12 protein-coding genes are annotated in these 14,448 nt (G+C 70.6%); 7 read left to right on the forward strand and 5 right to left on the reverse strand.

Going from position 1 to position 14,448, the window contains the following annotated elements; genetic code table 11:
• Positions 1–3: 3 nt before the first annotated feature.
• The 3 genes from ETAA1_RS16630 to ETAA1_RS16640 all read right to left on the reverse strand — a co-directional run bounded on the left by ETAA1_RS16630 (position 4) and on the right by ETAA1_RS16640 (position 2,328).
• A complete protein-coding gene (locus ETAA1_RS16630; protein ID WP_145240363.1) occupies positions 4–360 on the reverse strand; it encodes a hypothetical protein in 357 nt (118 codons plus the stop codon).
• Positions 357–833 (reverse strand): RNA polymerase sigma factor, encoded by a 477-nt coding sequence (locus ETAA1_RS16635; RefSeq protein ID WP_145240365.1) that lies wholly within the window; start codon positions 831–833, stop codon positions 357–359. Before ETAA1_RS16635 ends, ETAA1_RS16630 begins: the two co-directional genes overlap by 4 nt.
• Positions 834–894: 61 nt before the next feature.
• Positions 895–2,328, reverse strand: coding sequence for a Gfo/Idh/MocA family protein (locus ETAA1_RS16640; RefSeq protein ID WP_145240368.1), 1,434 nt, complete (start codon positions 2,326–2,328; stop codon positions 895–897).
• Between the two features lie 135 nt (positions 2,329–2,463).
• Between ETAA1_RS16640 and ETAA1_RS16645 the strand changes: the two genes are divergently transcribed.
• From ETAA1_RS16645 to ETAA1_RS16665, 5 genes are read left to right on the forward strand one after another with little or no spacing between them, the layout of a single operon-like run.
• The gene (locus ETAA1_RS16645) at positions 2,464–3,987 is read left to right on the forward strand and encodes a purple acid phosphatase family protein (protein ID WP_145240370.1); all 1,524 of its coding nucleotides are present in this window, start codon (positions 2,464–2,466) and stop codon (positions 3,985–3,987) included.
• Positions 3,988–4,023: 36 nt separating this feature from the next.
• Positions 4,024–6,414: a DEAD/DEAH box helicase gene (locus ETAA1_RS16650; RefSeq protein ID WP_145240372.1), complete on the forward strand. Its 2,391-nt coding sequence runs from the start codon at positions 4,024–4,026 to the stop codon at positions 6,412–6,414.
• Between the two features lie 39 nt (positions 6,415–6,453).
• Complete coding sequence (gene purU / locus ETAA1_RS16655) at positions 6,454–7,308, forward strand: formyltetrahydrofolate deformylase (RefSeq protein ID WP_145240374.1); 855 nt, start codon at positions 6,454–6,456, stop codon at positions 7,306–7,308.
• Between the two features lie 22 nt (positions 7,309–7,330).
• On the forward strand, positions 7,331–8,788 hold the full coding sequence (locus ETAA1_RS16660; RefSeq protein WP_145240376.1) for an APC family permease: 1,458 nt from the start codon (positions 7,331–7,333) through the stop codon (positions 8,786–8,788).
• Positions 8,785–9,498, forward strand: coding sequence for a phytanoyl-CoA dioxygenase family protein (locus tag ETAA1_RS16665; RefSeq protein WP_145240378.1), 714 nt, complete (start codon positions 8,785–8,787; stop codon positions 9,496–9,498). The genes ETAA1_RS16660 and ETAA1_RS16665 overlap by 4 nt, the downstream gene beginning before the upstream one ends.
• A 64-nt stretch (positions 9,499–9,562) precedes the next feature.
• Here ETAA1_RS16665 and ETAA1_RS16670 read toward each other — a convergent pair whose 3' ends face one another.
• On the reverse strand, positions 9,563–10,108 hold the full coding sequence (locus tag ETAA1_RS16670; protein WP_145240380.1) for a hypothetical protein: 546 nt from the start codon (positions 10,106–10,108) through the stop codon (positions 9,563–9,565).
• A 72-nt stretch (positions 10,109–10,180) separates the two neighbouring features.
• Positions 10,181–11,710, reverse strand: coding sequence for a thiamine phosphate synthase (locus ETAA1_RS16675; protein WP_145240382.1), 1,530 nt, complete (start codon positions 11,708–11,710; stop codon positions 10,181–10,183).
• A 227-nt stretch (positions 11,711–11,937) separates the two neighbouring features.
• On the opposite strand from ETAA1_RS16675, the gene ETAA1_RS16680 reads away from it, so the two are divergent.
• Positions 11,938–13,281 (forward strand): TolC family protein, encoded by a 1,344-nt coding sequence (locus ETAA1_RS16680; RefSeq protein WP_145240384.1) that lies wholly within the window; start codon positions 11,938–11,940, stop codon positions 13,279–13,281.
• 95 nt (positions 13,282–13,376) lie between these two features.
• Entirely contained in the window at positions 13,377–14,273 is an 897-nt protein-coding gene (locus tag ETAA1_RS16685; protein WP_145240386.1) for a phosphate/phosphite/phosphonate ABC transporter substrate-binding protein, read from the forward strand.
• Positions 14,274–14,448: the final 175 nt, after the last annotated feature.

The raw sequence follows: 14,448 nt of genomic DNA on the forward strand, positions 1-14,448 counted from the left end.
GGTTCAGTCGATGTCGCCGTGGCGGGCGGCGAGGGGGGTCAGCATCGGGCCGGACGGGGCGACACCGGCCAGGGGCTCGGGCTGCCAGCGGTCGGGGTCGTCGTACACGCGGAGCCCGCCGGACCACGGCGGTACGGGTGTGTTTGGAACGGCGATCGGAACGACGACAGGCACGAGAACCGGCTCAGTCGGTGGCGCGGGCCGCAGCGCGAACCACGCGAAAGCCACGTTCGACGCCAGCAGCACCGCGACGGCAACTCTCCAGCGCATCCGCGTCGGGGCGGACGCACGCCCCATGCGGACCAGCAACTCGGCCGGGTCGGGGCCGACGGGCGTGAAGCGGGCGAGGCGGTCGGTCATGCGGTGTCCCCCACGCCGAGCCGCGCCCGCAGCGCGGCGATGCCGGCTTCGTAGCGGCGGAACGCGGTGCTGACGGCGCACCCGGCCGCGCCCGCCGCCTGCTCCAGCGTCAGCCCGCCCCACAGCCGGGCGACGATTACCTCTCGCTGCTCCGGCGGCAGACACTCCAGCGCCGCCACGGCTTCGGCCGCAGCCAGGCCGTCGATCTCGGCCTCGACAAACCAGCGGTCCGGGCGAGCGACCGCTTCCTCGCGGCGCCGGCGGCGACGGTCGGCTCGACCGAGGTCGATCGCGGCGTTTCGCGTGGCGCGGAACAGCCACGCGGCCGGGTCGGCTGGCGCGACGCGCAGCGCGGCGAGCTTGCAGAACGCGTCCTGCACGGCGTCGTCGGGCGTGAGGCACCACGTCCGGGCGTACAGCGCCAGCGCCGGGGCGTGGGCCGCGACCAGGTCGGCGAGCTGGCGGGGCGTCATGTCAGAAGGTAAGACGACACCGCCCGGCGGATTTTCCGCCGGGCGGGGAAAAGAGTGAGGCTCAGGCCACGCGGTCGGGAACAAGGAACGGCGCCCGGTACTGCCGCGTCAGCAGCGCGTTGGCCTCGGCGTCGGTCTTGAACCGCTCCGTCGGGGCGTCGAACTCCAGCCGCCGGCCGACCTTCAGCTTCGCGCCGTCGAGCTGCACGGCGTTGCCGCGGAGGTGCGCTTCGAGCCGCTCCAGCGTCTCGGTCGCGGCGGTGTTCCCGGCCACACTCTGCGTCCGCGGGTTGAACGCCTCCTCGCGGCCGAGGCGGTAGCTGATGTTCGCCAGGTGGCACAGCCCGCTGGAGACGTGGCCGACGGCGATGTCGGCGTGCTGGTCCTCGACGCGGCGGCTGCGCACGCACGCGATGAAGTTCTGGAAGATGCTCCCCGGCTTCGGCAGCGGCCCTTCCACCTTCGGCAGCGGCTCGCCCTCGGTGCGACCGGGGCGGAGCAGTCGGCCGTTCGCCACCACACCGGCCTCGAAGTGCAAGATGTTGCCGACCGTCTGGCCGTGATACTGGTCGGTGCGCAGGCCGCGGACTTCGAACACGAGCTGCGTCTCGCCGTAGTCCATGACGGTGATCTGGCTGTTCGGCGTCTCGCCCTGGTCGGTGTAGCCGAACCGGCCGCCGAGGCTGAGCACGGACCGCGGCCAGGTGGCGTTCGGAATCAGCCAGCGGGCCACGTCCATCTGGTGGACTCCCTGGTTGCCAATGTCACCGTTGCCGAAGTCCCAGAACCAGTGCCAGTTGTAATGCACGAGGTTGCCGTGGTGCGGGCGGGATTGGGCGGGGCCGGTCCACAGGTTGAAGTCGAGCTCGGCCGGCGGCGGCGTCGCGGCCTTCGTGCCGATCGAGTTCCGCGTCTTGTAGCACAGCCCGCGCGACACCAGCAGCTTGCCGAGCTGCCCGCTCTTGGCGACCGCCGCGAGTTCGGCCCACGCCCGGCTGCTCCGGTTCTGCGTGCCGTGCTGGACGATCCGCCGGTGCCGCCGGGCCGTCTCGACCGCGATCTTGCCCTCGTGGACGTTGTGGCTGCACGGCTTCTCGACATACACGTCCTTGCCGGCCTGGCACGCCCAGATCGTCATCAGCGCGTGCCAGTGGTTCGGCGTGGCGATGCTGACCGCGTCCACGTTCCGGTCTTCGAGGGCGCGGCGGATGTCCTGCACGGTCTGCGGCGCGGGCTTGTTCGCCTTCGCGATCTTGTCGAGGTGCTTCTTGTAGGTGCGGGTGTCGGGGTCCACGAGGTACGCGACCTGAACGCCCTCCATGCCGAGGTACGCGTCGACGTGCGAGCCGCCGCGGCCGTTCAACCCGGCGACGGCGACGCGAATCGTGTCGTTGGCCCCGAGCACTTTGCCGGACGACTTGGTGCCGGCGACGGTGACGGTCGCGGCGGTGGCGAGGGTGGTGCGGACGAAGGCACGGCGGCTGAGGCGGGACATGCGGAACTCCGGGAGGAGGCGAACCGATCCTGAACAGTACCCGCCGCGGGGGCGGGTCGCAAGCGGCGAACCGGGTGGACACCGGCCGCGTTTCGCGCATGATGGAGCGGACTCGCACCCTCCCCCACGGTCGCCATGACCTCGCCGCGCTCGCACGCCGTCCTGCTGGCCGTCGCGTCCCTCGTGGGGCTCGTCGCCGTCGTCGTCGCCTTCCGGCAGGCCGCGCCGGCATCATTTCCCGCGGCGGCGTCGATCGACTCACCACCGGCGGGCGAGTCGCCGCGCGCGAACCCGGCCGCGACCTACCGGCCGACCGTGCTGCCCGATCGCGTCATCCTCACGTTCGCCGGCGACCCCACGAACTCGCAGGCCGTGACCTGGCGGACGGACACGACCGTGCGCGGCCCGGTCGCCGAACTGGCCGTCGCCACCGACGGGCCGGCGTTCGAAAAGGGCTGGCACGGGTACGACGAGAAGCGCGTGACCCGCGCCGCCGCCCGCACCGAGAAGCTGACCGCCGGCGGGTACGACGCGCTGTACCACAGCGTGAACTTCACCGGCCTCGCGGCGAAGACGAAGTACGTGTACCGCGTGGGCGACGGGTCGAACTGGAGCGAGTGGTTCCAGTTCGAGACGGCCGCGAAGGAGCCCGAGCCGTTCGGCTTCATTTACTTCGGCGACGCCCAGAACGGCATCCGCAGCCTGTGGTCGCGCGTGGCCCGCGGGGCGTACTCGGACATGCCGAAGGCGCGGTTCATCGTCCACGCCGGCGACCTGGTGGACGGCGGCAACAGCGACCAGCAGTGGGGCGAGTGGCACGCCGCGGCGGGGTGGATCAACGGCATGGTGCCGAGCGTGCCGGCCGCGGGGAACCACGAGTACACCGGCCCGAAGGGGCTCACGAACCACTGGCGGCCGCAGTTCACGCTCCCCGAGCACGGCCCGCCCGGCTTGCAGGAAAGCTGCTACGTCATCGACTACCAGGGCGTCCGCGTCGTCGTCCTGAACTCGAACGAGAAGCACGCCGAGCAGGCCGAGTGGCTCGAAGGCGTGCTCGCCGACAACCCGAATCGCTGGACCGTACTCGCGTTCCACCACCCCGTTTACTCACCCGCCAACCGCGACAACCCGACCGTCCGCGAGGCGTGGCGCAAGGTCATCGACGCGGCCCCCCGCGGCGTCGATCTCGTGTTGCAGGGCCACGACCACACCTACGGCCGCAGCGGGCTGATGCGCGAGGACAACACGCTGACCGGCTTCCAGGTGCAGGCGCTGCGCGGCACGGTGTACGTGGTGTCGGTGAGCGGCCCGAAGCTGTACACCGGGGGCGACGCGCCGTGGATGGTCCGCCGCGGCAACGGCGTGCAGCTGTACCAGCTCGTCCGCTTCGAGGGCGACGAACTCGTGTACGAGTCACGCACCGCCCGCGGCGACCTGTACGACGCCTTCACCCTGCAGAAGCGACCCGACGGCGGGAACGACCTGGTCGAGGGCGAGAACCCACCCGGCCCCGACGGACCGTCGGGGCCGTACGGCGCGGCGGTGGCGGCGACGGACGTCGGCCGCGCGGCGCCGCGCGACGGGTGGAGCGCGGCGGCCGCGGTCGTGATCCTGGCGCTGGTCGGGTTGGCGATCGGGTGGGCACTTCGTGCCCGCTGAGCCGGCTACACTAACGGTTCACACCGGGGGACGGCCGTGGACCGCAGCGAACTGGCGACGAAGTACCTCGACCAGCTCCCCTACCCGCCCTACCCCGTCCAGGAAGAAGCCCTCCTGTCGTGGTTCACCGCCGAGCAGGGCGTGCTCGTCTGCGCCCCCACCGGCACCGGCAAAACGCTCATCGCCCAGGCGGCGCTGTTCGAGGCGCTCCACACCAACACCGTCGCCTACTACACCACGCCGCTCATTGCCCTCACCGAGCAAAAGTTCGCCGAGATGCAGGCGGCCGCCGTCCGCTGGGGGTTCAAGGCCGAGGACGTGGGCCTCGTCACCGGCAACCGCCGCGTCAACCCGAACGCCCGCGTGCTGGTCGTCGTCGCCGAGATTCTGCTGAACCGGTTGCTGCACCAGGACGGGTTCGACTTCTCGCACGTGTCCGGCGTGGTGATGGACGAGTTCCACAGCTTCGCCGACCCCGAGCGCGGCATCGTCTGGGAGCTGTCGCTGAACATGCTCCCGAAGCACGTCCGGCTGCTGCTCCTCTCCGCGACCGTCGGCAACGCCGTCGAGTTCATCAACTGGCTCGACCGCTGTCACGGCCGAAAGGTCGAACTGGTCGAGGGCCGCGAGCGGAAGATTCCCCTGACGTACAAGTGGGTGCCCGACCAGTTCCTGAACGAACTCGTCGTCGATCTCGCCAAGGGCGACGAGGCGACGCGGAAGACGCCGGCGCTGGTGTTCTGCTTCAACCGCGACGAGTGCTGGAGCGTGGCCGAGCAGTTGAAGGGGCTCGACCTGATGACCGCCACGCAGAAGTCGGCGCTGAACAAGGAGGTCGATCTGCTCGAGTGGCCGCAGGGCGTGGGCCCGAAGCTCAAGCAGATGCTCCGCCGCGGCGTCGGCGTCCACCACGCAGGCCTGCTGCCGAAGTACCGCCGCGTCGTCGAAGACTTGTTCGAGAAGAAGCTGCTGTCCGTCGCGCTCTGCACCGAGACGCTGGCCGCGGGGATCAACCTGCCGGCGCGGTCGGTGGTGCTGTCAAGTTTGATGAAGGGGCCGTTCGGCAAGGAGAAGGTGATCGACCCCAGCACGGCACACCAGATCTTCGGCCGCGCCGGCCGCCCGCAGTACGACACCGAAGGCTTCGTGTACGCCTTCCCGCACGAGGACGACGTGCGCATCGTGCGCTGGAAGCAGCAGTACGACCAGATTCCCGAGACGACCAAAGACCCCGGCCTGATGAAGGCCAAGAAGGCGCTGTTGAAGAAGAAGCCGAGCCGCAACCAGCAGCGAAAGTACTGGGGGGAAGGCGACTTCGAGCGCCTCAAGGCGGCGCCGCCGGCCCGGCTCTACAGCAAGGGGCCGCTACCGTGGCGGCTGCTGGCGTACCTGCTGAAGGTGTCGCCGGAGGTGGAGAAGATTCGCACCGTCGTCCGCAAACGGCTGCTGGACCAGCCGCGCGTCGAAGCGGGGATGAAGCAGCTGACGCGGATGCTGCGGACGCTCCACGACCACGGGTTCGTGGTGCTCGACCCGCCGCCGCCTGCGGAGGAAGGGGGCAGGAAACAGGAGACAGGTGAGAAGAAGAGCGGGCTCGTGATCGACATCAAGGTCGGCGAGCCGACCACCGTTTCGGCGGTCCCCGCGACGCCGGAGTACGTTCCCGTTACCGCCACGCCGACGCCTGCGCTCGACACGCTGCTGGTGTTTCGGGCCTGCCACCCGCTGTACGGCGCGTACCTCATCAACACCCTCGCCACGGCCACGCCCGAAGAACGCCTTCAGGCCTTCGAGAGCGTGCTGGAACTGCCGAAGCCGCTGCTGCGGTACGTCCGCGTGCCGTGGGAAATGCCCGAGGGGCCGCTGCAAACCGAGGTGCTGAACCCCGAACTGATCGCCCGCGGGCTGATGGTGGCGAAGCCGCCGAAGCAGGACGGCGACGAGGACGAAGACGAGTACATCCCGTGGGACGAGCGGCCGCCGGTGTTCGCCCAGAAGCTGCGATTGCTGTTCGACGCCAAGTATCCCGAGGTCGGCGACTTCGCCACCGAGGGCGTGTGGGCCGCGGGCGAAATCCTGATCGGCTTCGGCGGCAACTTCAACCTGTACGTCACGAGCCGGGAGCTGACCAAACAGGAAGGGCTGATCTTCCGCCACCTGCTGCGGCTGATCCTGCTACTGGAGGAGTTCCAGCAACTGACGCCACCTGGCGTCGAGGCCGCGACGTGGCAGGCCGAGTTGAAAGACCTCGCCGACCGGCTGACGGAGACGTGCCGCGTAGTGGACCCGACGAGCACCGAGCAGGCGATCAAGAAGGCTCACGCCGCCGACGTGGTGGAGGGCGAAGTTCACGCCGCAGTGCAGGTGATTCACACCGCGCAGACGACCGCCGAGGCCGACGCCTTCGCGGAAGGCCTCACCGACTGACGTGCCCGACTGACAACCGACCACTGACCACCGGCCGCCATGAAGAACACCGCCGTCCTGCTCGTGACTTGCCCGGACCGCAAGGGGATCGTCGCCGGCGTGAGCGACTTCCTCTACCGGCACGACGCCAACATCCTCCACGCCGACCAGCACCAGGACGCCGAGCGCGGCCTGTTCCTGATGCGCGTCGAGTGGGAGTTGCCCGGCTTCACCCTCGACCTCGCCGAGTTCCCGCGCCGGTTCGCCCCCATCGCCGACCGCTTCGACATGCGCTGGCGGCTGGAGCGCTCCGACCAGCCGGTCCGCGTCGCGCTGTTCGTGTCGAAGTACGACCACTGCCTGATGGACCTGCTGTACCGGCACCGCACCGGCGAACTGACCTGCGACATCCCGCTGATCGTCGCCAACCATCCGGACGCGGAGCGCTGGGCGAAGTTCTACGACGTGCCGTTCCACGTCATCCCCGTCCCCGCCGGAGCGAAAGCCGAGGCCGAGCGGCAGCAACTCGCGCTGCTGGCCGAGCACAAGATCGACCTGGTGGTGATGGCCCGGTACATGCAGGTGCTGTCGGGCGAGTTCGTGCGGGCGTTCCCGCACCGCGTCATCAACGTGCACCACTCGTTCCTGCCGGCGTTCGTCGGGGCCAAACCCTACCACCGCGCCTTCGAGCGCGGCGTGAAGTTGATCGGCGCGACGAGCCACTACGCGACCGAGGACCTGGACGAGGGGCCGATCATCGAGCAGGACGTGGTCCGCATCTCGCACCGCGACGGGCTCGAAGACCTGCTGGAGAAGGGCCGCGACCTGGAGAAAGTCGTGCTGTCCCGCGCCGTGCGGTGGCACATCGACCACCGCATCCTCGTCTACGACCGCAAGACGGTGATCTTCGACTGATTTCGGGGTAAGATCGGTCCCCATGCACACCCCGCAACTCGCCCGCGTCCTCGGGCCGTGGATGGCCGCCGCGATCGTCGTCGGCACGGTCATCGGCTCGGGCGTGTTCAAGAAGGCCCGCAACGTCGCCGAGAACGTCCCCGAGACCGGCCTCGCACTCAGCGTGTGGGTGCTCGGCGGCGTCCTCGCGCTGCTGGGGGCGCTCGCCTACGCCGAGGTGGCGACGCTGTTCCCGCGGGCCGGGGGCAACTACGTGTTCCTGCGGGAGGCCTACGGCCGCATGGCCGGGTTCCTGTGGGGCTGGGTCGAGTTCTGGATCATCCGCACCGGCTCGATCGCCGCCCTGGCGACGATGTTCACCGAGTCCTTCCACGACGTGCTGCGGCAGGCGCTGTACCCGGGCCAGTCGGTCGAGGTGCTGGCGTTCTGGCCGCGGCAGGCGCTCACCGTGCTGGTCATTGCCGCGCTCGCGGCTCTGAACGCCCGCGGCACGATTCTCGGCGGCCGGCTGCAAGTCGTCGTCACGACCGTGAAGGTGGGTTCGCTTCTGCTGATCGTCACGCTGCCGTTCGCGGTGCTGGCGCTCGTCAGCGAGCCGAGCCACCCGCCGCGGGCGGAGTACCTCTCGCCGCCGTGGCCGGGGTCGTTCGGCGGCGTGAACTGGAGCCTCTACGGTGCGGCGCTCGTGGGCGTGCTGTGGGCGTACCACGGGTGGATGAACATCGCCCCGGTCGCCGAGGAGGTGACCGACCCGCAGCGGAACATCCCGCGCGCCCTGCTCGGCGGCGTGCTGCTGCTCGTGGCGCTGTACTGCGGCGCGAACCTGGCGTACTACCTCGTCATCCCCCGCGAGGAGATGCGCGAGCTGCGGAACACGACGGTCGCGACCGAGTTCTGCCTGCGGCTGCTCGGGCCCGTCGGTAGCCTGCTGGCGTCGGGGATCGTGATGACCTCCGTGTTCGGCTCGCTGAACGGCAACCTGCTCGTCGGCCCGCGGCTGCTGTTCGCCATGGGCAAAGACCGGCTTGCGCCGGCGGCGCTGCAGCGGCTCCACCCGTCGTTCGGCACGCCAGCGCTGGCCATCGGCGTACTCGCCGGGTGGTCGTGCCTCACGGTGCTGGGCGTCGGCGCGCTGACGCAGTACCGCCTGCCCGTCGTCCTCGGCCTCGACCTCAACCTGCCGGCGAACAAGGCGCCGTTCGACGTGGTGACCGACTTCGCCATGTTCGGCGCGGTCGCGTTCGAGACGCTGGCGGTTGCGTCGATTTTCGTCTTCCGCTACCGCTTACCGACAGCCGACCGGCCGTACCGCTGCTGGGGATACCCTGTGGTGCCGGCCGTCTACTGCCTCCTGATGGCGGCGGTGCTGGCGAACATGTTCATGACCCCCGAGCAACGGAGCGAGGCGCGGATCGGCCTCGGCTTCATGGGGGTCGGCGTCGGCGTCTACCTGTTGGCCTACCGGTGGCGCGGGGAATGACCACACTCGCCGCGGACGGCTTCGTGTTGCTCCCGGCCGTGTTCGACGCCGCGGCTGTTGCCGACGTCCGCGCCGCCTGTGACACCGCGTTGTCACGTCACGCCGGTGACCCCGCGATCCTGGCCGACCCGACCGGGGCCGTGAGCGGGGCCCGCGACCTGTTCCGCCTCTGGCCCGGCGCCGCCGAACTGGCCCGAGCTCCGGCGCTGCGGGACGCGCTGATCGCGGCGCTGGGTGCGGGTGCCGGCGTCGTGCGTGGGTTGTACTTCGACAAGCCGCCGGGCCACGGGTGGGCGCTGCCGTGGCACAAAGACTACACCGTGGCCGTACGGGCGCACGGCCCACTCGGCCGATTCCGGAAGCCGACCACGAAGGCCGGCATCCCGCACCTCGAAGCACCGACGGAGTTGCTGTCGCGGATGCTGACGGCGCGAGTCCACCTCGACGACATGACCGACGAGAACGGCCCGCTGCGAGTCGTCCCCGGTTCGCACCGCTTCGACCGCACCGCCGCCGACGAGCCGCGGCCGCCGGTCGTCGTGCACTGCCGGGCCGGCGACGTGCTGTTGATGCGGCCGTTGCTGACGCACGCCAGCGGCCACGCCGACGCGGCGACAGCACGGCACCGGCGGATCGTTCACCTGGAGTGCGCCCCCGCGGGGGCGCTGGAAGACGGGTACGAGTGGCGTGAGTTCTTGGATTTGTCGTGAAGAGAAGTCGCCGCTTGCGGCGTAGCACCGCGGTGCTACGCCGCAAGCGGCGAAGCCCGGAACCCTACTTCTTCTTCCGCTTCGGCTTCTCCGCCGGCGGCTCGGGCGGCCGCGGGGCCGGCTTCGTCACCCGTGGCGCGGTCGCCGACGGAGCCACCACGAACCCGTGCGGCCTCAGTAGCGGCGTCAGGAGGTCCGCCTGCGCCGACGCCTCCGCGGAGTCGACACGGGCCAGCGCGATGGCGGAGTACCAGAACCGTTCACGGTCGCGCGGCGAGAGCGAGTCCGGGTCGGCGCCGAACTCGCGGACAAGTTCTCGGTCGTAGCGCAGCTCCTTCAGCACCGCGGCCGCCTCGCGCCACGTCAGCCCGCGCGACAGGACCGCCCCCGCCCCGTCGGACACGGTCCGGCCGATGGCGATGTGAAGCAGCCCGCGAAATCGGCCCGCCGCGAGCCCCGCGTCGCGGGCGGTGTCGAGCAGGCGGCGGATTCCCTCCATGCCCACGCTCCGATCGCTCGCCGGGTCGGCCGCCGGGGCCGCCGGCGGGGGAAGGATGCGGTTCGCGGCCGGGGCGACTACAGCCGGCACGGTCCGATACATCTCGCCCATTTTACCAGTCCGCCGGAGTTACTCCAGACCCACAGCCCGCTCCTCGCATCATCGGCCCCCCTCGGCCTGCTACTAACCTGGCGGTCGGCTTTCGGCCGGATCGGAACCCGCGGCCCCCGGCAGGTCCAGCGCCGCCCGGAGAATCCGGGCGACCGCTTCGGGGTCGTCGGCCTGGCAGACGGCCGCGCTCACGGCGATCCGTCGCAACCCGGCCGCGACCACGTCGGCGACGTTCGACGGGCCCACGCCGCCGAGTGCGAACGCGGGAAGTGTCGTTTCCCCGGCCGCGGCGCGGACGAACGCCAACCCGGGGAACTCGTCAAACGCTTTGGTTCGGGACGGGAACGTCGGCCCGACGCCGAGGTAGTCGGCCCCGTCGAGCACGGCCTGCCTCAGCTGGGCGATGTTGTGCGTGCTCACGCCGACGAACACGTCGGGGCCGACGACCCGGCGGGCGTCCGCGACGGGCAAATCGTCCTGCCCCAGGTGCACGCCGTCGGCCCCGACGAGGCGGGCGATGTCGGGCCGGTCGTTGACGACGAACAGGGCGTTGGCCTGCCGCGTCCAGCGGCGCACCTGACGGGCGCGGGCGATCAGTTCGGCGTCGGGCAGCTCCTTCTCGCGGAGCTGGAACACGGTCGCACCGCCGGCCGCGGCCTGGGCGATCGTCCAGTCCAGTGCCGCGGCACACTGCGCCCCGGTGAGCAACACGTAGAGTCGGGCGTCGGCCAGCCGCCGGCGCGCGTCGGAGCCGCGGACCACGGCCCGTTCGAGGGTGTAGGTGCGGTAGCGGAGCGACTCGACCTCGCGGGCGAACCCCGGGCTCACCAGCTTGCCGTACTCCTCGACGCTGCGGAGTGCCTCCTGCAACCGCTTGAGGTTGACCGCGGCCACCTGCGCCGGCGAACCGCGCTCGTACTCGCCGCCGGCGGTCACGGCGGTGCCGACGTCGCCGGGCGTGTCGCGCGCCGCGAGCAGGAGGCCCGGGGGAAGCTGATCGGTCGCCGCGGCCAGGGCGTGACGGACGGCCTTCACCTGTTCCGTGAGGGTGCGGTCGTTCAGGACGAAGCGGCAGTGGTCGTCAAGAACGCGGAGCGCTTCCCGACTTCGGTTCAAGTTCGCGTCCAGCACCCGCGCCGCGGCGAGGTCATCGGCCGCGTCCGGCGGCGTGAACGTCGCGGGCGGCTGCTCGGGGCGGTCGAACGGGTCGTTCACGCCGCCGACCATCCGGCCGAACAGCTGCGCGGCGTCGAGCCCGGCGGCGGCCGCGGCGCGCTCGAAGTCGGCGTCTGCTGTCAGCACGGCCATCAGGAGCGCGTCGGTCATGAAGGCCGGGTCGGCCCGGTGGCGGAGCGACCAGTCGCGGGCCGCGTCGTACAGCGTCCGCAGCACGGGTACGGGACCGGTCAGTTGCTCGAACCGTTGCCGCACGGTCGTCAGGTCGCCGCCGGCGCGGGTCAGGAGTTCGGCGGGTCGGCCTTCCTCCTCGTCGAGCAGCCCCAGTACGTAGTCGGAAAACCGCACGGCCGGGGAGCCGCGGCGGGCCGCCCACGCCGCCGCCGCCGCCACCGCCCGCTCGACCCCGGGACTCACCTGGTGCATCGTCTGTTCCTTCCCACACCCGGACCAGCCGTTACAGCCTGACTCTTCGACACCGAGTGCCTCTGGATTGGTCAGCCAAACCACCCGGTTCGTCCAGAGCGCCCGGCCCACGGCCGATTGGTAGGGGTACGGACATACCCACAGTCCGGACTCGTTCGCACCGCCACCGCCTGGCACCGACACGGTCAGAACCGTGTGGTCCGGGGGATTCGGCCAGGGGATCGGCCATGCCGTCGCCGTCCGCCCGAAGCAGCCGTCCCGCCCGCCTGGCGGCGCTGGCGTTCGGGCTGTTCGTCCTCGCCTCGTCCAGCTCCGGCCGGCAGCCGGGCCAGGCCCCGGCTCCGCAGCCTGCACCTCTGCCGGTGCCGGGCCTCGCCGCCGCCCAGCCGCCGAAGAACGGTGACGCCGAGATTCCGGAGTACACCCTCGGCGAGTGCATCGCGATCGCCATCGAGCGTCAGCCGACGCTGCGGGCGTCGCGGTCCAGCCAGCAAGCAACGTCGGCCGGGGTCCACGCGCTCGACAACATCGGAAAGCTCGGCCAGCTCGTCGCCAAGGACTTGCCGGTCCGCAAGGAGCAGGCGCAGCGCGGGGCGGTGGCCGCCGCCGCCGACGTGCAGAAGACGCACAACGAGATCGTCCACGACGTCACCCGGTTGTATTACACCGCCGTCTACGCCCGGCAGGGGAGCCTGATCGCCGAGGACGTGGTCGCCCAGGTCGAGCTGCTGACGAAGATCGGCCGCGACCTGCTGAACTCGCCGCAGCCGGGCACGATGACCAAGGCGAAGCTCAACGCCATGGAGATCGGCCTGGAGGACGCCCGCAAGCTGCTCCGCACGGCGCAGCTCGGCGAGCGGAAGGCGTACGGGGCGCTCCGCGAGATGATGGCCGCCCAGGACACCGGCCCGCGCTTCAAGGTGAAGGACCGCGAGCTTCCGATCCTGTCGGCGAACGTGCCGTTGACCGAGGAGCTGATCGTCGAGTTGGCCCTGTGCCGCAGGCCCGAGTTGGCCCTCGCCGCGGCCGGGGCCGACGCCTTCCGGTTGGAGGTGTACGCACAGGGCGCCGTCCGCTTCAAGAAGTCGGTGCCGACGCTCGCCATCGGCGGTGACATCAAGGCCCGCGAGGTGCCCGCGACGGTACGCGACCTGGCCCAGCAGTACAAGCCGGGGGCCATCATCCCCGAGATGCCGCCGCAGCTGGTCGGCAACCAGGCCGACCGCGTGGCGCGGGCGATGGCTTACAGCCAGCGGGCCGACGCGGTGTTCGAGAAGGCCCGTAACCTCGTCCGGCTGGAGGCCGAGAACGCCTACCTCGAGTACGAGCTGGCGTCGAAGAACGTCCTCGGCGGGAAGCGGAAGTTCGACTTCGGCAAGGACCTGATGGAGTACGTCCGGGCCCGGGTGGACAACCCCAACGTCGAGCGCGAGCAGCTGGTCCGCGGGTACATCGACGCGGCGAAGGCGCAGTCGGACTACGTCGAGTCGGTGTGGCAGTACCTGCTGACGCTCGCCCACCTGGAGCGGGTGACGGCCGGCGGCGTGCGCCCGGACTTCCCGGGCCGCTGACAAAACCAAACTGAAATTCGAAGTCCGAAATTCGAACTCCGGGCTTCGAATTTCGGACTTCGAATTTCGTGCTTCCCTTCTACCGGGGGTGGGACGTGGTACGGGCTTCCGCGTGGACGGCGTTGACAATGCTCGTGGTGGCCGTCGGCCTCGCCACGCCCGCCGCGGCCGAGCCGCCGCAGGCGATCCGGCTCGGCGTGCTCGAGGGGATGTTCCGCGACGTGCCGGCGCCGCTCGTGCAGGCCGCCGCCACGCCGTTCCGGGAGTTGCTGAAGCGGCAGACCGGGCTGAACGGCCAGCTCGACATCCAGCCCGACCACGAGGAGCTGGCCGCCCGCCTCCAGGAAAAGAAGGTTCACGTCGGCGTCTTCCACGGGTTCGAGTGGGCGTGGGTGAAGGACCGCCACCCGGACCTGATCCCGCTCGCCGTGAGCGTGCCGGCCCGCCGCTTCCAGGCGGCGCTGGTCGTGAACGCCGACAGCAAGGCCCAGGTGCCGGCGAACCTGAAGGGGGCCGTGACCCTGCCGCTCGGCTCGAAGGCACACTGCTACCTGTTCGCGGAGCGGCTCGCCGAGACGCTGCCGGCCGGGACGATCGTGCCGACTCACACGCCGAAGCATGGACCGGACGACGTGCTCGACCTCGTCATCGACGGCAAGGAGCAGGCGGCCGTGATCGACGTGGCGACGCTGGACGCCTTCCGGAGCGACCGCCCCGGCCGCGGCGCCCAGCTCCGCGTGCTCGCCCAGAGCGACCCGTTCCCCCTCTCGACCGTCGTGTACCGCAAGGACACGCTCACTCCCGAGATGGTCGCCAGGATCAAGTCCGGGCTGCTGAACACGAAGAACGAACCGACCGGCCGGGCGTTCCTGTTCATGTGGAAGCTGCGCGGCTTCGAGGAGGTGCCGGCCGGGCACGACGCCGAGCTGCGGGCCGTGGCCGCGAAGTACCCCGCGCCGCGGGCCGCGACGGGCATGACGATGCACCCGTAGACGGGCGACCCGGATAATCCCGACGCCCCGCAACCCCCGGCTCCCGGGGGTTGTTCGCGTTTGGTGCGGCCCCGACTACCGACCTCCGCCCGCGGGCGATTAGTGGCTTATACTATAAATCCGTTCACCAGTCAAATTGGGTGGGTGATTTGCCCGCCTTCTATGATGGGCGGGT

Origin of the sequence: Urbifossiella limnaea (assembly GCF_007747215.1) — a bacterium.
Lineage (GTDB): Bacteria > Planctomycetota > Planctomycetia > Gemmatales > Gemmataceae > Urbifossiella > Urbifossiella limnaea.

What these genes read in the sequence shown, in the direction of transcription:
- ETAA1_RS16660 (WP_145240376.1), top strand. Translation starts at nt 7,331, where the DNA reads ATGCACACCCCGCAACTCGCCCGCGTCCTCGGGCCGTGGATGGCCGCC.
- ETAA1_RS16680 (WP_145240384.1), top strand. Translation starts at nt 11,938, where the DNA reads ATGCCGTCGCCGTCCGCCCGAAGCAGCCGTCCCGCCCGCCTGGCGGCG.
- ETAA1_RS16640 (WP_145240368.1), bottom strand. Translation starts at nt 2,328, where the DNA reads ATGTCCCGCCTCAGCCGCCGTGCCTTCGTCCGCACCACCCTCGCCACC.
- ETAA1_RS16630 (WP_145240363.1), bottom strand. Translation starts at nt 360, where the DNA reads ATGACCGACCGCCTCGCCCGCTTCACGCCCGTCGGCCCCGACCCGGCC.
- ETAA1_RS16665 (WP_145240378.1), top strand. Translation starts at nt 8,785, where the DNA reads ATGACCACACTCGCCGCGGACGGCTTCGTGTTGCTCCCGGCCGTGTTC.
- ETAA1_RS16635 (WP_145240365.1), bottom strand. Translation starts at nt 833, where the DNA reads ATGACGCCCCGCCAGCTCGCCGACCTGGTCGCGGCCCACGCCCCGGCG.
- ETAA1_RS16675 (WP_145240382.1), bottom strand. Translation starts at nt 11,710, where the DNA reads ATGCACCAGGTGAGTCCCGGGGTCGAGCGGGCGGTGGCGGCGGCGGCG.
- purU (WP_145240374.1), top strand. Translation starts at nt 6,454, where the DNA reads ATGAAGAACACCGCCGTCCTGCTCGTGACTTGCCCGGACCGCAAGGGG.
- ETAA1_RS16670 (WP_145240380.1), bottom strand. Translation starts at nt 10,108, where the DNA reads ATGGGCGAGATGTATCGGACCGTGCCGGCTGTAGTCGCCCCGGCCGCG.
- ETAA1_RS16645 (WP_145240370.1), top strand. Translation starts at nt 2,464, where the DNA reads ATGACCTCGCCGCGCTCGCACGCCGTCCTGCTGGCCGTCGCGTCCCTC.